Source organism: Acidimicrobiales bacterium (assembly GCA_036399815.1).
GTDB lineage: Bacteria > Actinomycetota > Acidimicrobiia > Acidimicrobiales > DASWMK01 > DASWMK01.
Genome location: DASWMK010000010.1, coordinates 1 through 16,499, shown reverse-complemented (window position 1 = coordinate 16,499; position 16,499 = coordinate 1). Strand labels below are relative to the sequence as shown.

The window sequence follows — 16,499 nt, the reverse complement described above, 5'->3', positions numbered from 1 at the left end:
CGAGGGTCAGGCCAGCCCGGCGAGGCGGTCGGCGGCGGCGCGCAGGGTCTCCAGCCGCTTCGGGAAGGCGAAGCGCACCTGACGGCGGCCGAGCGCCGGGTCGGCGTAGAAGCTGGACCCAGGCACGACGGCGACGCCGTGCTCGGTCACCAGCCGCCGGGAGAAGGCCATGTCGTCGGCGCCGGGGTCGACGGCCCCCGTGTCGCACATGACGTAGTAGGCGCCGTCGGGCGGCCGGAGGACGAAGCCGACCTTCTCCAGCGCCTGGCAGAGCACATCCCTGCGCTCGCGGTAGGCCTCGGCCAGGTCGTCGTAGTACGACGCCGGCAGGCCCATCGCCGCGATGCCCGCCTCCTGGAGCGGCGCCGGCGCCCCGACGGTCAGGAAGTCGTGGACCTTGCGGATGGCGTTGGTGGCGTCGACCGGCGCCACCGTCCAGCCCACCCGCCAGCCGGTGACGGCGTAGGTCTTCGACATGGCGTTGATGGTGACGGTCCGGTCCTCGAGCCCCGGCACCCGGGCCGGGGGCAGGTGGCCGCCGGGGCCGAGGTAGTGGATGTGCTCGTAGATCTCGTCGGTGAGGCACCACGCGTCCCAGCGCTGGCACAGGTCGGCGATCACGGCCAGCTCGTCGGCCCGGAACACCTTGCCGGTCGGGTTGTGGGGCGTGTTGACGACGATCGCCCTGGTCCTCGGCCCGAACGCGGCGCGCAGCTCGGCCTCGTCGAAGGCCCAGTCCGGCCCGCGCAGCGGCACCGTCCTCGGCACCGCGCCCGAGAGCACGGCGTCGGGCCCGTAGTTCTCGTACCAGGGCTCGAAGATCACGACCTCGTCGCCCGGGTCGAGCAGGGCGAGCTGGGTGGCGATCATCGCCTCGGTGGACCCGCAGGTCACGCACACCTGGCGGTCGGGGTCGATCTCCCAGCCGGGATAGGTCCTCGCCACCTTCTCGGCGATGGCCCGGCGGAACCCAGGGGCGCCCCAGGTGACGGCGTACTGGTTGACGTCGGCGTCGATGGCCGCGGCGGCCGCCCGCTTCAGCTCGGGCGGGCAGGAGAAGTCCGGGAAGCCCTGGGCCAGGTTCACGGCGTCGTGGGCCTGGGCCAGCCGCGTCATCTCCCGGATGACGGACTCGGTGAACGTCCCGGCCTTCGCGCTGACCCGCATGGCGCCCATTCTTGCCGCCGGGGTCGTCCGGACGGTCAACCCTCACCCTCCGGTCGAGGGTGAGGCGGGCCGCCCGGGGCCCGTCGGGTCAGCCGGCGAGCAGGCGGGCCTTCTGCGCGGCGAACTCCTCCTCGGTCAGCACGCCCTGGTCCCGCAGGTCGGCCAGCTTGCGGAGCTGGTCGGCCAGGTCGCCGGCCGGCGGGGCCGGCGCCGGGGCGGGGGGCGGCGGTGACGGCTGCATCCCCGCCATCCCGGCGACGACGCCGATGCCCGGGTTCACGTGGAGGAACTGGCTCTGGCGCTCGACCAGCTTCTTCTGGCGGGCCTCGCTGATCAGCGGCATCAGCAGCTCGCGCACCTGGTACGGCCCCTCGATGTTGTCGAGGACGACCTCGCCGCTGGTCAGCGCGCCGGGCTCGGTGTGCGCGGTGACGTCGAACGCCCCGGTCGGGTCGACGCCGTAGGCCGGGTCCTCGAGCCGGAGGACGACGTCGCCGACGTCGTTGCCCCGCTGGAGGACGTTCTGGCGGACGTCGAGGTCGCGCACGGCCCACAGCGGCACCGACTCGGACTTCACGCCGAGCACGCCGGTGTCGATCCAGATCCGGTCCTTGGTGATCCGGTAGAAGGCCTTCGACATGCCGGTGGCCTTGGTGGCCGCGCTCTGGCTCTGGCCGAACCACAGGGTGCTCGGGTCGTCCTTCCACTGCTCGACCCGCTTGGCCTGCTGCTCGGCGATGGCCGTCTTGGTCTTGTCGGCGATGGCCTTGCCCTGGGTGGCGGCCTGCTGGGCGGCCGCCTTGAGCTTGTCCTTCCACCCGCCGCGGCCGCTCGGGGCCGGCTGCTCGGCGGCCGGGGCGGCCTCGGCGACGGGCGGGGCGGGCGGCGGCGGGGGCGCGGCCGCGGGCATCGGCGGCGGGGGCGGCGGCGCGTCGGCGGGGAGCGGGTCGACGCCGGTGGCGCCGGCGTCGGCGACGTGCTCGGTCCACGACGCCCCGTCCCAGTAGCGGAGCTCGTGCGCGCCCGTGGGGTCGGTCAGCCAGCCCGGTTCCATCTCGGTCCTCCGTCCTCGCCCCTCGCTCCCAGGAACGGCCAGTCTGGCAGGTCGGGCTCGGCTACCGTCACCCACGGTGCGGTCTCGGATCGGGAGGGTCCGGCGCGCGGCGGTGGCCCTCGGGGTCGTGGCCGGCGCCCTGGTCAGCGGTCCGCCCGCGCCCCCGGTCTCCGCCGCCGTGGCCACGGCGCCGGTCGGGACCGTCGAGGTCACCGGGCCGGGGACCGAGGACTGCCCGGGCGGCTTCTCCTGCGTCGACGTCGCCGTCACGTGCGCCGAGCCCTACGCGACCGTGCCGGCGGCGACGGGCACGCTGGCGATCGGCCGGTTCACCGGCGCCCGGCGGGGGGTCCTCGTCACCTTCGGCGGCGGCGGCGGCCGGGACTTCTGGCTGGCCGGCGGCGGCGGTCGCACCCTCTGGAAGCGGCTGGCCAAGAACGGGATCGAGGAGATCGCCGTCGCCTGGCACGCCGAGTGGAACACCGGCGCCGGAGGGTTCGCCGCCCTGTCCTGCCGGCCCGCGGCCGTCATCGAGTGGGCGGCGGCGAGGGACGCGGCCGCCGGGTCGACGCCGCCCGCCGGCGACGGGGTCTGCGGCGTGTGCGTGATCGGCTACAGCGTCGGCTCCGGCCAGGCCGCCAGCGCGGTGGCCTTCCACGACGTCGGCGACCTGGTGGACGGCGTGATCACCGCGTCCGGCCCGCCGAACGCCGACCTGCTCGCCGGCTGCGCCCGCGACGGCTCGCCCCTCCAGTTCCTGGAGCCCGAGGAGAACGCCATGCGGGGCCGGGTCGACGACTCGTACGACGAGGGCGCGGCCGGGCCGGGGTCGTGCTCGGTGCTGCCCGAGGACCTCACCGCCGAGGCCGACTGGCGGGCGAGCAGCCTGGTCGACGTCGGCCGGCTGTCGTTCCCGACCACCCGGTTCGACTTCGCCTGGGGCGACGCCGACCGCACCGGCGCCGTCGGCCAGGGGATGACCTGGCTCGCCGCGCTGGCCGACGCCGGGACGCCGCTGCTCCGCTACGCCTGCGTCCCCGCCCACCACGACCTGTTCGCCACCACGGCCGGCCGCGCCGCCCTGCTGGAGGCGATCCTCTGGACGCCGGCGACGGGCCTGAACGTGCCGCCCGTGCCCCAGCCGACGATCACCCCCCGCTGCACCGCCCCGGCCCAGTAGCGGGGCCGGGCCGCTACCCGGGCCGGTCGACGCGGCGGAGGGCGTCCCTGGTGAGGCTGGCGACCGTCGGGTAGCCGTCGATGGCCATCGTGAGGTCGGCCTCGGCCAGCAGGCAGCGGAGGACGTGCTCGACCCCCTCCTGCCCGCCGACGGCCAGGCCGTAGGCGTAGGGCCGGCCGACGGCGACGGCGGACGCGCCGAGGGCCAGCGCCTTGACCACGTCGGCGCCGCTGCGCACGCCGGAGTCGAACACGACGGGCGCGCCACCGGCGGCGTCGACGACGTCGGGGAGGCAGTCGAGCGCGGGCAGCCCGCCGTTGGCCTGGCGGCCGCCGTGGTTCGAGCAGTAGATGCCGTCGACGCCGAGGTCGATCGCCCGCCGGGCGTCGTCGGGGTGGCAGATGCCCTTCAGCAGCAGCGGTAGCGAGGTGAGCGAGCGGATCCAGGCCAGGTCGTCCCACGACAGCCCGGGGTTGCCGAAGATCGTCGCCCACAGGCCGGTCGCCGCCTCGACGTCCTCCTCGGGCGGGACGGCCAGCTTCGACCGGAAGACCGGGTCGGCGAAGTAGTTGGCCAGGCACCGTCCCCGGAGCTGCGGGAAGCTGGCGATCGCCAGGTCGCGGGGCCGCCAGCCGAGCGTCAGCGTGTCGAGGGTGACCACGATCGCGGCCCACCCCGCCGCCTCGGCCCGCCGGACGAAGCTCTCGGTCAGCTCCCGGTCGTTCGGCGGGTAGAGCTGGAACCAGCCGGGGGTGTCGCCGAGCGCGGCGGCCACGTCCTCCAGCGGGTCCTGCATGAGCGTCGAGGCGACCATCGGGACGCCGAGCGCGGCCGCCGCCCCGGCCGTCGCCAGGTCGCCGTGCCCGTCGGCGCCGCACAGGCCGATGACGCCGACGGGCGCGAGCAGGAGCGGGGTCGGCAGGGTCGTGCCGAACAGCTCGACCGACAGGTCCCGCTGCGCGGCGCCGGCCAGCATTCTCGGCATGAGCCCCCACCGGGCGAAGGCGGCGACGTTGGCGTCCTGGGTCCGCTCGTCGCCGGCGCCGCCGGCCACGTAGGACCACAGCTCGGCCGACATGACGGCCTCGGCCTGCCGGGCGAGCTCCGCGTACGACATCGGCAGCGCCGGTCGCTTGCCGACGAGCCCCTCGAGGTAGATCGCGAACTGCCAGTCGCCGTAGTTGCCCACGCCCCATCCTCCTACGGTGGGGTCCCGCCCGCACCGCCCGACGAAGGAGCCGACCGGCATGACGAGGTACGTGATCGGGCCGGACGTGGCCATGCGCCTGGCCCGCGAGCGGACGGCGATCGCCGGCGGGCACCGGCTCCTGGCGCCGACCCTGCTGCGGTCGCAGGTGCTGTCGTCGCTCTACGGCGCCGTGCGCCGGGGCGAGCTGACGAAGGCGGACGCCGACGCGCACCTCGACCACATCCGGGGCCTGAACCTGCGGCTGCTCGGGGACCGCGTCCTCCAGAGGGTCGCCTGGAAGGTCGCCGACCAGCTCGGGTGGCCCGACACCTTCGACGCCGAGTACGTCGCCCTCACCCAGCTCCAGGCCGACGCGCTCGTGACCCTGGACGACCGCCTCGCCGCCGCCGTGAGCGACGTCGTGCCGCTCGCGCCCATCGAAGCACTGACCGGCGAAGGCCCGTAGCCGACGGTGCCCCGAGCCCGGCGGTGGAGGTGAGCGGACTCGAACCGCCGACTTCCACGTTGCGAACGTGGCGCTCTTCCAACTGAGCTACACCCCCGGGGGAGGGAACAGGATACCCGGCCCCCGGGGGCTCGCTGCGTGGCAGGTGGCGGTGCTCAGCCGAGCGGGCGGAGGTCCCGGACGAACACGTCGGGGCACGACCCGAAGTCCGGGAACAGCGGGCAGCGGTTGGTGTCGCCCCGCACCAGGTTCGTCGCCTGCGACACGAACGCCACCACCTGGCCGTCGGCCGAGATGGCCGTGTCGGTGCTGACCCGGTTGGCCTGGATCTCCCGGTCGCTCACGCTGACCCGGATGGTGATGCCCCGGAACACGTCGCGGCGGAAGGCGTCGGCCACCTCGTTCGTGTCGTTGCGGACGAGGTTGTCGGCAAAGGAGTCGAAGCTGACGTAGCGGCCGTCCCTGCTGATGTCGGGCAGCGACGACGAGCCCCGCTGGCTGAACGAGCTCTGGCCGTTCGCCCCCTCCTCGGCGCTGCTCACCGAAACCCGCTCCACGCTCGGGTCGCCGTTGCCCCGCCGCCAGACGTAGATGTCCCGCGTCCCGTTGTCGTCGCCGGGCACGAAGTCGGCCGCCTCGGAGAAGAAGGCGATGGCCGAGCCGTCGCCGCTGATGGCCGGGCCGGCGCTCAGGCCCTCGGCCGAGGTGCCGTCGGCCGCCTCGCTGACGAGGAACGTCTCGCCGGTCGACCGGTCGTGGACGAACACGTCCACCGTGCCGTTGTCGTCGTTGGCCACGAGGTTGTCGGCGAAGGACGAGAAGGCGACGTAACGGCCGTCGTCGCTGATCGACGGCCCGCCGCTGAACAGGTTCGCCTCCGTCCCGTCGCTCGCCACGTTGACCCGCTCGATCCGGCCCCTCGACCGGTCCCGCACGAAGATGTCGGTCGTCGCGTTGGTGTCGCCCCGCACGAGGTTCGAGGCGTTGGAGGAGAAGGCGACGAAGCGGCCGTCGGCGGTGATGTCGGGCGCCGAGCTGGAGGCGTTGCCCTCACGACCCTGGTTGTTGACGCTGATCAGCTCGGTCGTGCCCGCCACCCGGTCGCGGACGAAGACGTCCCGCGCGTTGTTGCGGTCGTCGGGGAAGAGGTTGTTGGCGTCGGAGTCGAAGGCGATCTCGTCGCCCGTGGCGTCGGCCGACGGGTTCTGGCTGTCGTCGTTGGCCTGCACCTCGTTGGTGCTGACGCTGAGTAGCTCGGTGATGCCCGACTCGCGGTCGTGGGCGAAGACGTCGACGAACCCGTTCCCGTCGTTGGCCACGAGGTTGTTCGCCTGGGAGTCGAAGGCGACGACGAGGCCGTCGGCGCTCAGGTCGGGCGGCGAGAAGCGGCCGCTGATGTCGTTGCCCTGGCGACCCTCGCTCGACACGCTGACGAGCTCCGTTGTCGCGGCGTTCGCCGCGGCGGACACATCGTCCGCGGCTCCGGCGGCGGTCGGGAGGGCCGACGCGACGACGGCCGCGGCGGCGACGAACAGACGGGGGCGGGTCCTCCAGCTCATGCCGTCGGTACGGCGGCGGGGCGGGCCGGGTTCCTAAAGAAAGGTTAAAGGTCCGAGCCGAGGGTCGGGTCGATGGCCCGCTGGAGCCTGGCCTGCACGGCCGCCGTGGTGACGTCGCCCCGGCTCCGCTCGAGCACGGCCCGCAGGGCGTCGAGCGTGCGACGCAGGCCACCGGTCAGGGCGTCGGGGTAGTCGACGGTGACGAGCGCATCGTAGGCGTCGTCCATCGCCGCGAGGAGGTGCTCGGCCCGGTCGAGGTCGCCCTCCCGCAGCCGGTCGAGCAGGTGGCGGCGCAGTTCGCTCGCCGCCTCGGCGAGGCCCCGCATCCACGCCGCCGGGTCCACCCCCAGCTCGGCCGGCCCGGCGAGCGGCCGGTTCTCGACCAGCGCGGCGGTCAGCCGGGCCTCGACGTACTCCTTCTCCGCGTCGTGGAGGAACCCGGCGTGCACGAGCGCCGGGTAGGGCGCGAGCACGTGCTGGGCCTGGCGCAGCTCGGCCTCGGCCTCATCGGCCAGCGCCGCCGCCCGCTGGGGCTCGAGGCGGTGCACGGCCCGGATGGACGACCCCGCCGCCCGGATGACCCGCCGGCAGGCCGGGAGGCTCTGCTCCCTGGCCGCGTGGGCGGCGTCGAGGCCGGCCCGGATGCCGTCGATCTGGCGACCGAGGTCGGCGCGACGGGACCCGTCGGCGTCCGCCCCTCCTGCAGGGTGGCCGGGAACGGCCACCGGTTCAGTTCGCCGAGCGGCGCAGCAACAGCGCGGGCTCGGCGGCGACCGTGCCGGGCAGGTAGTGCACCTTCATCTCCCGCTCGGCGGCCAGGCGCTGGGCCCGGACGAGGAGGGCGATGTAGGCGACGAACAGCGCGTCGAGCACGAAGTGGACCGTGCGCAGCATCTGCAGCCCCGGGACGAAGCTCAGCGCCAGCGTCGCGACCATGAGGACGAGGAGGCCGGTGAAGATGTCTCGGCGGCGCTTGCGGGCGAGGCGCCGGGACGACACGACGCGGCGACGGCGGGCGACGGCGGGGTGGATGTACGGCTGGGGCGGGGCGACCGGCGCAGGGACCGGGCGGCGCAGCGGGGTGGCGCCCGGGGTCGTGCGCTCGAGGACGGACAGCTGCTGGCGGAACGACGAGATCGAGTCGCCGGGCCGGCTCTCGCTCCGGTTGCGAAGCCACGGTGGCACCAGCACCACGGCCCACACGATGGCGAGGATCAACAGCACCACAATGGTCACGCTCCGCGCCTGCCTTTACTGGTCGAGGACCGTACCGCTGCCACTTCTCCTCGCGGTGGATGGTGGCGTACCCGCCCGGGCCCGGTCTCTGGGGTTACGTTCCAGCGGCGAACGTTGCAGTTCTACTACGGACGGGGCCGCGAATCCAACTCACCGTCGGTGACGGACGGCCCCGGCCGGGGCGCGCGGTCAGTCCCCCAGGTCGTCGAGCAGGCCGGGCGAGCGCCGGTACGGGCCCGACCGGCCCCCCGTCTTCTCCCAGAGGGTCACGTCGCCGATGACCATCGACCGGTCGACGGACTTGCACATGTCGTAGATGGTGAGGGCGGCGATGGCGCAGGCCGTCATCGCCTCCATCTCGACCCCGGTGCGGTCGACGGTGTCCACCTGGGCCTCGACCTCGATGTACGAGTCCTCGATCCGGAAGTTCACGAGCACCGACCCGACGAGCAGCGGGTGGCAGAGCGGGATCAGGTCCGGCGTGCGCTTGGCCGCCTGGATGCCGGCCACGCGGGCGACGGCGAGCACGTCACCCTTCGTGATGGCGCCCCGGGCGACGAGCGACGTCGTGTCCGGCTGCATGTGGACCTTGGCCCGGGCGATGGCCCGCCGGTGGGTCGCCTCCTTGGGCGTCACGTCGACCATCCGGGCCCGCCCGAGGGGATCGAGGTGGGTCAGGCCGCGCTCCGACATGGTCGGCGAGTCTAGGGCACCCACCGGGCCGTTCCGGCCCGGGGCCGGTGGTCAGCCGCCGATCTGGCTCATGCTGCGCCGGGGGCGGACGAACGCGACCGACCCGATGGCGTGCCCCGCCCACTTCGACCCCACGGCCCGCTCGACGACGGCCGACAGCTCGTCGTCGCCGGCGCCCGACCGCAGCAGCGAGCGCAGGTCGTGCTCGTCGACGGCGAACAGGCACGAGCGGAGCGCGCCCTCCGCGGTCAGCCGCACCCGGTCGCAGTCGCCGCAGAACGGCCGGGTGACGCTGGCGATCACGCCGACCTCGCCCCGTCCGTCCACGTAGCGGTAGCGCTCGGCCGGCGCCGACCCCCGCACGACGGGCTCGATCGGGTGGACGGCGTCGATGGCGGCGACGATCTCCTCGGCCGCCAGCACCTGCCCACCGGTCCAGCGGCCGTCGGCGTCGAGGGGCATGTACTCGATGAAGCGGACCGTCACCCCCCGCTCCCGCCCGAACTCGGCGAAGTCGAGCACCTCGTCGTCGTTCACGCCCTTCATCACGACGACGTTGACCTTCACCGGCGCCAGGCCGGCCTCGATCGCCCCGTCGATCCCGTCCAGCACGCGGTCGAGCGCGTCCCGCCTCGTCAGCTCGGCGAACCGGTCCCGGCGCAGCGAGTCGCACGACACGTTCACCCGGCGCAGGCCGGCGGCGACGAGGTCGGGCGCCAGCAGCCGCAGCGACGCGCCGTTCGTGGTGAGCGACAGGTCCACGGGCGGCCCGTCGCCGCCCACCCGGAGGCCGGCGAGCATGCCGACGAGGGTCGGCAGCCCGGCGCGGACGGTCGGCTCCCCGCCGGTCAGGCGGATGGCCGAGATGCCGTGCCGCTCGACCAGCAGCCGGGCGACCCGCTCGATCTCCTCGAAGGTGAGGAGGTCCTCGCGGGGCAGCCACGGCAGGCCGTCGGCCGGCATGCAGTACGTGCAGCGGAACGAGCAGCGGTCGGTGACGGAGATGCGGAGGTCGCGGTGGACGCGCCCGAAGCCGTCGACCAGGGGGCTGCTCATCCGGGCCAAGGCTACGGCGTCCCCCAGAGGAGCAGCGTCTCGACCAGGCCGCCCGGCTCGACGCCGTTCCCGTCGGGGACGACGGCGATGCCGTTGGCCAGGGCGGTCGCCGCCAGCTGGTGGGAGCCCTGGGCCCGCACCGGGCGCACGGCGAGGCCGCCGCCGGGCGCCGGCTCGGCGACCACCCGGTCGAGGTGCAGTTTCCCGTCGGGCGACCGGCGGATGCCGTCCGGCGCCAACGCCAGCACCCGCGGCCGCTCCGCCGTCGCCGGGCCGTGGCCCATCATCCGCCGCAGGGCCGGCCGGGCCAGCACCTCGAACGACACCAGGGACGACACCGGGTTGCCGGGCAGGCCGAACACCGGCACCAGCCGGCCGTCGTCGGAGGTCACCACCCCGAAGGCGAACGGCTTGGCCGGCCGGATGGCGATCTGCATCCACCGCATGTCGCCCACCCGGTCGAGCACCTTCTTCACGTAGTCGAAGTCGCCCATGCTGACCCCGCCGCTCGTGAGCAGCGCGTCGCAGGACAGCACGGCGCCGTCGACGGCCGCCTCGATGGCCGCCTCGTCGTCCCTCGCGATCCCGAGGTCGACGGCGTCGGCGCCGGCGGCGGCGACCGCGGCGAGCAGCGCCGGCCGGTTCGAGTCCCTGATCTGGCCGGGGGCGAGGTCGCCGGCCCCGTCGACCAGCTCGTCGCCGGTGGACAGAACCCCGACCGTCGCCCTCGGCACGGCGGTGACGTGGGCGACCCCGAGGCTGGCCAGCACGCCGATGGGCGCCGGCCCGAGCGGGGTGCCCGCCGGGAGCACCTGGTCGCCGGGGCGGACGTCGTCGCCGGCCCGCCGCACGTGGTCGCCGGGCCGGGCCTCGGAGCGGACGAGCACGGTGTCGCCGTCGACCTCGGTCCGCTCGACCATCACGACGGCGTCGGCCCCGGCCGGCATCGGCGCCCCGGTCATGATGCGCACCGCCTGCCCCTCGCCGACCTCGCCGCCGAACGCCCCGCCGGCGGCCAGGGTGCCGACCACCCGCAGCCGGGCGGACCCGCCGGCGGTGTCGGCCGCCCGGACGGCGAACCCGTCCATGGCCGTGTTGTCGAACGGGGGGACGAGGTGGGCGGCGACCACCGGCTCGGCCAGCACCAGCCCGCCCGCCTGCCCGAGCGGCAGCCGGCGGGCCGGGAGGCGCGGGCAGCGGGCCTCGACGTGCGCCTTCGCCTCGTGGAGGGGGATCACGACCGCCGCCCGGGCACGACCTGGGACCGGAACTGGCGGGCGCCGGCGTCGAGCACCCAGTCGTGGCCGAAGCGGACGACGGGCGCGGCGACGGTCGCCGCCACCCGCAGCACCCGCCCGTTCGGCGCCAGGCTCGACACCAGCCGGGCCTCGCAGCCCTCGTCGTGCTCGCCGATCTCGAGGCGGGCGGTGCCGGTCACGTCGCCGTCCACCGTCGCCGCCACCAGCCGGCCCTCGACCACCTCGTCGAGCTCGACCGTGAACCGCACCGGGTACGGCAGCGGGGGCTGCACGACGCAGCGCCACCGGTCGCCCTCGACCAGGCCCCGCCCCTCGAACCGGCGCAGCCACGGCCACCACCGGCGGTAGCGGCCGGTGTCGCCGATCGCCGCCCACAGGTCGCCGGGCTGGACCGGGAAGCGGTAGCGGCGGTCGGACTCCACGCGCACTCGCCCAGGCTCCCACCCGCCGGCCGGGAACGGGCGGCGCGAGCGGCTACCGCAGCCCCCTGCGGTCGACGAGGTCGACGAGGAAGGCGCGGAACTCGGGGCCGAGGTCCTCGCGGTCGATGGCCAGCTCGACCGTCGCCCGCAGGTAGTCGAGCTTCTTGCCGATGTCGTAGCGGCCCTCGTCGAACAGGTACCCGTACACCGTCTGCTCGCCGAGCAGGATGGCGATGGCGTCGGTGAGCTGGACCTCGCCGCCGACCCCCGGTTTCACCGTCGACAGCGCGTCGAAGATCTCGGGGGTGAACACGTAGCGGCCCATGACGGCGAGGGTCGACGGCGCGTCCTCCGGTGCCGGCTTCTCGACGATGTCGAGCAGGCGCACCAGCTCGTCGCCCACCGGCTCGACCGCCGGGCACCCGTAGGAGGAGATCTCGTCCCTCGGGAACTCCTTGAGCGCCACCACCGAGCGGCCGTACCGGTCGTAGGTCTCGATCATCCCCTCGAGCACCCGGGACCGCTCGTCCATGATGTCGTCGCCGAGCATGACGACGAAGGGGTCGTCGCCGACGTGCTTCCTGGCGACGGCGACCGCGTGGCCGAGGCCGAGCGGCTCGCCCTGGCGCACGTAGTGGATGTCCGCCATCTCGGCCAGGTCCTGGACGGCCTTGAGGTCGTCGAACTTCCCCTTCTGCTCCAGGTAGTACTCGAGCTCGAAGGTGCGGTCGAAGTGGTCCTCCAGGCTGCGCTTGCCCCGGCCGGTGATGATGAGGATGTCGTCGATGCCCGCTCGGACGGCCTCCTCGACCACGTACTGGATGGCCGGCTTGTCGACGACCGGCAGCATCTCCTTCGGCTGGGCCTTGGTGGCCGGCAGGAAGCGGGTGCCGAGCCCCGCGGCCGGGATCACCGCCTTGCGGACGGTCCCTCTCACCACACCCCTCCTCCTCGATCGGCCTTCGACCCTGAAGCTGACGCCCGACGGTACCCCGGAGGGATGACGGCAACGGGCGCCGTCGTTACACTTGGCACTCGCACGGGTCGAGTGCCAGCTCACGAGCGCGGAGGCCAGGTTGCCCACCTACGAGTACCGGTGCAGGGACTGCGGGGAGCACCTCGAGGTCGTCCAGTCCTTCCGCGACGACCCGCTGACCGAGTGCCCCAACTGCGGCGGGTCGCTGCGCAAGGTGTTCAGCGCCATCGGCATCAGCTTCAAGGGCAGCGGCTTCTACAAGACCGACAGCCGCGCCTCCGGTGGCTCGGGCGGCTCGGGCGGCGGCGGCAAGGGCGAGTCGGGCTCCTCGTCGTCGTCCTCGTCCTCGTCCTCGTCGGGCGAGTCGTCGTCGGGGTCGGGGTCGGGCTCGTCGTCGGGGTCGGGGTCGGGCTCGTCGTCGGGCTCGGGCTCCGGCTCTGGCTCGGGGTCGTCCGGGTCGGGCTCCACGTCGCCGTCGGCCAAGTCGGCGTAGGTGGCGGCCCCCGGAGCCGGGGCCGAGCTCGGGGTCTTCGGCGGGTCGGGGTTCTACTCGTTCCTCGACGACGTCGACACCGTCGAGGTCGCCACCCCCTACGGCCCCCCGTCCGCGCCCGTGGTCGTCGGCACGGTCGGCGATCGCCGCGTCGCCTTCCTCCCCCGCCACGGGACGAAGCACGAGCTGCCGCCGCACCGCATCCCGTACCGGGCGAACCTGTGGGCGCTGCGGTCCCTCGGCGTGCGTCGGGTGCTCGGCCCGTGCGCCGCGGGGTCGCTCCAGCCCGACGTGGCGCCCGGGTCGTTCGTCGTGTGCGACCAGCTCGTCGACCGCACGTGGGGACGGGACGACACCTACTTCGACGGGCCGACCGTCAACCACGTGTCCTTCGCCGAGCCGTACTGCCCGGAGCTGCGGCGGGTCGCCGTCGACGCCGGGCGGGCCGAGGGCATCACCGTCCACGACGGCGGCACCGTGGTGGTCGTCCAGGGGCCGAGGTTCTCCACCAAGGCCGAGTCCCGCTGGTACCGCTCGGCCGGGTGGGAGGTCATCAACATGACCCAGTACCCGGAGGCCTACCTGGCCCGTGAGCTGGGCATGTGCTACGCAGCGATCGCCCTGGTGACGGACTACGACACCGGCCTCGAGGACGACCCGTCGATCGAGCCGGTCAGCCACGAGCAGGTGTTCCGGTTCCTGCACGACAACGTCGACCGGGTCCGCCGCCTGCTGTTCCGGGCCCTGCCGGCCGTCCCCGCCGACCGCTCCTGCGCCTGCGCCGACGCCCCCAACGGCATCGACCCCGACCCGCCGGCGGGGTAGCCGCCCTCGTTCGCCGTCGTCCGCGGCTGGGGTCTCTCCGGCGCCGGCGGTCCGTGCCAACGCCGGCCGGCGCCGTGACACGCCTGGGATACGGTGTGACCGGCCGCTTCCCCCCCTTTGTGTCACACCCCTGCCGTACTGTGTGACCGGGCGGCAGCTTCCCCGATTCTCGTCGCACCCCTGCCGCACCGTGTGACCCGACCACCTCCCCCTTTTGCTGTCGCACCCCTGCCGTACCGTGTGACCAACCGCTTCCCCCCGTTCTCGTCAGCCTCCGCCGTACGGTGTGACCGGCCGCTTCCCCCTTTTGCTGTCGCACCCCTGCCGTACCGTGTGACCCGATCACCTCCCCCGTTTGTGTCACACCCCTGCCGCACCGTGTGACCCGACCACCTCCCCTTTTGCTGTCGCACCCCTGCCGTACCGTGTGACCGGACCACCTCCCCCGTTTGTGTCACACCCCTGCCATACCGTGTAGCGGACCGCTTCCCCCGGTTCCTGTCACACCGCGTCCGTAGGGTGTGGCGCACCGCTTCCCCCGAGCGAACCCGCACCGCCTGGAGGACGCGCGCCCGTGCTCCACCCCCACCTGCTCCGGCTCCGGCTGCGCCGGCCGGTCCCCGCCCTGCTGGCGATCGCCGTCCTCGCCGCGCTGACCGGCGCCGTCGTCGCGTCGCTGGTCGGCCGGGCCGAGTCGGCCCTCCGCCGCTTCGGCACCTCCCGCCCGGTCGCCGTCGCCACACGCCCGATCCCGGCCGGCGCCGTCGTCGGCGCCGCCGACGCCGAGGTCCGCACCTGGCCGTCGGGGCTCGTCCCGCCCGGCGCGTTCGCCGCCGTCCCCGTCGGGCGCACGGCCACGTCGCCCACGTTCACGGGTGAGCCCCTCGTCGCCGGCCGCCTCGCGCCGGCCGGCCTGTCGGGCGTCGCCGCGCTGCTCCCGCCGGGCACCCGGGCGATCGCCGTCCCGCTGGCCGGCTCGGGTCCCCCACTCGCCGTCGGGGACTCCGTCGACGTCCTCGCCACCTTCGACCCCGTCATCGCCGGCGACGCCGACCCCACCGTCGTCGTCGCCGAGCGCGCCACCGTGCTCGGCGTGGGCGACGCCGGCGACACGGTGACGGTCGCCGTCCCCGTCGCCGACGCGCCGCGGGTGGCGTTCGCGGTCACCCAGGGCACGGTGACCTTGGCACTCGGGGGCCGGCCGTGACCGGCGCGGCGTCAGCGGAACGTCGAGGCCAGCACGCCGAGCACGGCGAGGCCGACGACCACCCGGTACACGACGAACGGGGTGAAGGACCGCCGCCGCACCAGGCGCAGGGTGCCCCAGACCGCGACCCAGCCGGTCACGGCCGAGGTCAGCACGCCGGCGACGAACGGCGGCCACAGGGACGACGGGATCCCGCCGTCGGCCGCCACGGAGGCGAGCTTGTAGAGGCCGGCGCCGGCGATGATCGGCAGGCTCATGAGGAACGACAGGCGTGCCGCCGAGTCGCGGGCGAAGCCGAGCCGGCGCCCGACCGTGATCGTCACCCCGGACCGGGACACCCCCGGCTGGAGCGCGAGCGCCTGTCCGACGCCCATGAGGACGGCGTCGCGAGGGCGGAAGTCGTCGACCACGCGGTCGCCCTTCAGACGGTCGGCCCACAGCAGCACCAGCCCGAACACGATGAGCAGCGCCGCGATCAACCAGATCTCGTCGTCGAGCCGCTCGATGGTGGCGTCGAGGGCCGCGCCCGTCACCGCCGCGGGCAGGGCCGAGAGGAGCAGCATCCACGCCAGACGCCCGTCGTGGCTCGCCGGTCGCCCGGGCAGCACGGCCCGCAGGCCCTCTCTGGTGTAGAGGGCGACGTCACGGCGGAAGTAGGTGAGCGCCCCGGCCAGGGTGCCGAGGTGCAGGGCGACGTCGAACGCCTTGGCGAGGGCCTCGTCGCCGCCGAAGTCGTTCCACCCGAACAGCCACGGCACGAGCGCGAGGTGCCCGCTCGACGAGATCGGCAGGAACTCGGACAGGCCCTGGACGGCTCCGAGGACGATGGCATGGAGGATCGGCACGGGTCGGTCTCGTTCGTCGGTGGCGGCGCTCGGCGGCGGGTCGGGGCGTTCGGCTGGTGGCGCCGATGGGTCAGCCGGGGGCCGACCCGGCTGCGGCGGTGGTGGTCACGTCAGCGCGTTGGTCGACGGGACGACGCGGGGCCGCCAGGTCCTGGGCGGGTCGGCGTGATGGCCGACCACGACGGCCTCGGCCAACGACGCCAGGAACGACGCCGGTCCGTCGAAGTCCGGCATCTCGACGTAGGCGGCGCCGATCGCCTCGGGCACGTGGGCATCGGAGCCGGCCCCGCCCGGAAGCCCGTGCGCCTCGGCGTACGCAACCGCCTCGGCCGAGGCGTGCGCGAGCGACGTCTTGGCGTTGAGCACCTCGATGACGTCGACCAGCCCGTCGTCGACGAGCCGGTCGAGCGCCGCCCGCCGGAGGTGGTGGCGCAGCGGGTCGAACGGGTGCGGCACGTAGACGACGCCGCCCTGCGAGCGGATCCGCGCCGCCGCCGCGGCGGCGTCCAGGCCGAACGGCAGCCGCTCGGTCAGGAACAGCCCGATGACCTCGCCGGCCGGCGTCCGCAGCTCCTCGCCGACGACGACCCGGCACGGCAGCCGACCCTGCAGCTCGACGGCGCCGTTGATCGTCGAGTGGTCGGTCACGCAGAGGACGTCGATGCCGGCGTCGGCCACCGCCTCGGCCAGCTCGTCCGGCGTGGTCGTGGCGTCGCCCGACCACATCGTGTGGCAGTGGAGGTCGACCCGCACCCACCCGGGCCGCCGGGGCGCGGCGAGGTGGGGATGGCGGTCGACGGCGGGCACGCGGCCAGAGGCTATCGGCCACCGCCGGCGGGGGATCGCCCGGCACGGGATGCACGGCGGGTGCG

General features: G+C 74.4%; 18 protein-coding genes and 1 tRNA gene. 5 read left to right on the top strand and 14 right to left on the bottom strand.

The genetic code is table 11. The features are described from left to right. Nucleotides 1–6: 6 nt before the first annotated feature. The gene (locus VGB14_00590) at nt 7–1,206 is read right to left on the bottom strand and encodes an aminotransferase class I/II-fold pyridoxal phosphate-dependent enzyme (GenBank protein HEX9991399.1); all 1,200 of its coding nucleotides are present in this window, start codon (nt 1,204–1,206) and stop codon (nt 7–9) included. A gap of 49 nt (nt 1,207–1,255) precedes the next feature. Next, nucleotides 1,256–2,221 (bottom strand): SHOCT domain-containing protein, encoded by a 966-nt coding sequence (locus VGB14_00585; GenBank protein ID HEX9991398.1) that lies wholly within the window; start codon nt 2,219–2,221, stop codon nt 1,256–1,258. A 112-nt stretch (nt 2,222–2,333) separates the two neighbouring features. Between VGB14_00585 and VGB14_00580 the strand changes: the two genes are divergently transcribed. Further along, nucleotides 2,334–3,401 carry a hypothetical protein gene (locus tag VGB14_00580; protein ID HEX9991397.1) on the top strand — a complete coding sequence of 356 codons (1,068 nt, stop codon included), beginning with the start codon at nt 2,334–2,336 and terminating at the stop codon, nt 3,399–3,401. Nucleotides 3,402–3,414: 13 nt separating this feature from the next. On the opposite strand, the gene VGB14_00575 is transcribed toward VGB14_00580, so the two are convergent. Next, a complete protein-coding gene (locus VGB14_00575) occupies nt 3,415–4,590 on the bottom strand; it encodes an alpha-hydroxy-acid oxidizing protein (protein HEX9991396.1) in 1,176 nt (391 codons plus the stop codon). A gap of 58 nt (nt 4,591–4,648) precedes the next feature. Between VGB14_00575 and VGB14_00570 the strand changes: the two genes are divergently transcribed. Next, nucleotides 4,649–5,056 carry a type II toxin-antitoxin system VapC family toxin gene (locus tag VGB14_00570; GenBank protein HEX9991395.1) on the top strand — a complete coding sequence of 136 codons (408 nt, stop codon included), beginning with the start codon at nt 4,649–4,651 and terminating at the stop codon, nt 5,054–5,056. A 24-nt stretch (nt 5,057–5,080) separates the two neighbouring features. Here VGB14_00570 and VGB14_00565 read toward each other — a convergent pair. From VGB14_00565 to galU, 9 genes are all read right to left on the bottom strand, one after another. Continuing rightward, nucleotides 5,081–5,153, bottom strand: a tRNA-Ala gene (locus tag VGB14_00565). A gap of 58 nt (nt 5,154–5,211) precedes the next feature. Then, a complete protein-coding gene (locus VGB14_00560; protein ID HEX9991394.1) occupies nt 5,212–6,615 on the bottom strand; it encodes a hypothetical protein in 1,404 nt (467 codons plus the stop codon). 44 nt (nt 6,616–6,659) lie between these two features. Continuing rightward, the gene (locus VGB14_00555) at nt 6,660–7,340 is read right to left on the bottom strand and encodes a hypothetical protein (protein HEX9991393.1); all 681 of its coding nucleotides are present in this window, start codon (nt 7,338–7,340) and stop codon (nt 6,660–6,662) included. Between the two features lie 4 nt (nt 7,341–7,344). Continuing rightward, entirely contained in the window at nt 7,345–7,851 is a 507-nt protein-coding gene (locus VGB14_00550; protein HEX9991392.1) for a hypothetical protein, read from the bottom strand. A gap of 189 nt (nt 7,852–8,040) precedes the next feature. After that, nucleotides 8,041–8,544, bottom strand: coding sequence for a cyclic pyranopterin monophosphate synthase MoaC (gene moaC / locus VGB14_00545; protein HEX9991391.1), 504 nt, complete (start codon nt 8,542–8,544; stop codon nt 8,041–8,043). A gap of 51 nt (nt 8,545–8,595) precedes the next feature. After that, on the bottom strand, nt 8,596–9,600 hold the full coding sequence (gene moaA, locus VGB14_00540; protein HEX9991390.1) for a GTP 3',8-cyclase MoaA: 1,005 nt from the start codon (nt 9,598–9,600) through the stop codon (nt 8,596–8,598). A gap of 11 nt (nt 9,601–9,611) precedes the next feature. Further along, nucleotides 9,612–10,838 (bottom strand): gephyrin-like molybdotransferase Glp, encoded by a 1,227-nt coding sequence (gene glp / locus VGB14_00535; GenBank protein ID HEX9991389.1) that lies wholly within the window; start codon nt 10,836–10,838, stop codon nt 9,612–9,614. Beyond that, on the bottom strand, nt 10,835–11,287 hold the full coding sequence (locus tag VGB14_00530) for an SRPBCC family protein (GenBank protein HEX9991388.1): 453 nt from the start codon (nt 11,285–11,287) through the stop codon (nt 10,835–10,837). The genes glp and VGB14_00530 overlap by 4 nt, the downstream gene beginning before the upstream one ends. A 46-nt stretch (nt 11,288–11,333) precedes the next feature. Beyond that, a complete protein-coding gene (galU, locus tag VGB14_00525) occupies nt 11,334–12,218 on the bottom strand; it encodes a UTP--glucose-1-phosphate uridylyltransferase GalU (protein ID HEX9991387.1) in 885 nt (294 codons plus the stop codon). 91 nt (nt 12,219–12,309) lie between these two features. On the opposite strand from galU, the gene VGB14_00520 reads away from it, so the two are divergent. From VGB14_00520 to cpaB, 3 genes are all read left to right on the top strand, one after another. Continuing rightward, nucleotides 12,310–12,750: an FmdB family zinc ribbon protein gene (locus VGB14_00520; protein HEX9991386.1), complete on the top strand. Its 441-nt coding sequence runs from the start codon at nt 12,310–12,312 to the stop codon at nt 12,748–12,750. Beyond that, nucleotides 12,751–13,575 carry an S-methyl-5'-thioadenosine phosphorylase gene (locus tag VGB14_00515; protein ID HEX9991385.1) on the top strand — a complete coding sequence of 275 codons (825 nt, stop codon included), beginning with the start codon at nt 12,751–12,753 and terminating at the stop codon, nt 13,573–13,575. Nucleotides 13,576–14,149: 574 nt separating this feature from the next. Next, nucleotides 14,150–14,782: a Flp pilus assembly protein CpaB gene (gene cpaB, locus VGB14_00510; GenBank protein HEX9991384.1), complete on the top strand. Its 633-nt coding sequence runs from the start codon at nt 14,150–14,152 to the stop codon at nt 14,780–14,782. A gap of 11 nt (nt 14,783–14,793) precedes the next feature. On the opposite strand, the gene VGB14_00505 is transcribed toward cpaB, so the two are convergent. Together VGB14_00505 and VGB14_00500 are read right to left on the bottom strand one after the other, a co-directional pair. Further along, on the bottom strand, nt 14,794–15,627 hold the full coding sequence (locus VGB14_00505; protein ID HEX9991383.1) for an undecaprenyl-diphosphate phosphatase: 834 nt from the start codon (nt 15,625–15,627) through the stop codon (nt 14,794–14,796). 105 nt (nt 15,628–15,732) lie between these two features. Next, the gene (locus VGB14_00500) at nt 15,733–16,434 is read right to left on the bottom strand and encodes a PHP domain-containing protein (protein HEX9991382.1); all 702 of its coding nucleotides are present in this window, start codon (nt 16,432–16,434) and stop codon (nt 15,733–15,735) included. Between the last annotated feature and the right edge of the window lie 65 nt (nt 16,435–16,499).

Coding starts and splice junctions, on each gene's coding strand:
- moaC (HEX9991391.1), bottom strand. CDS start 8,544: ATGTCGGAGCGCGGCCTGACCCACCTCGATCCCCTCGGGCGGGCCCGG.
- VGB14_00585 (HEX9991398.1), bottom strand. CDS start 2,221: ATGGAACCGGGCTGGCTGACCGACCCCACGGGCGCGCACGAGCTCCGC.
- VGB14_00560 (HEX9991394.1), bottom strand. CDS start 6,615: ATGAGCTGGAGGACCCGCCCCCGTCTGTTCGTCGCCGCCGCGGCCGTC.
- moaA (HEX9991390.1), bottom strand. CDS start 9,600: ATGAGCAGCCCCCTGGTCGACGGCTTCGGGCGCGTCCACCGCGACCTC.
- VGB14_00570 (HEX9991395.1), top strand. CDS start 4,649: ATGACGAGGTACGTGATCGGGCCGGACGTGGCCATGCGCCTGGCCCGC.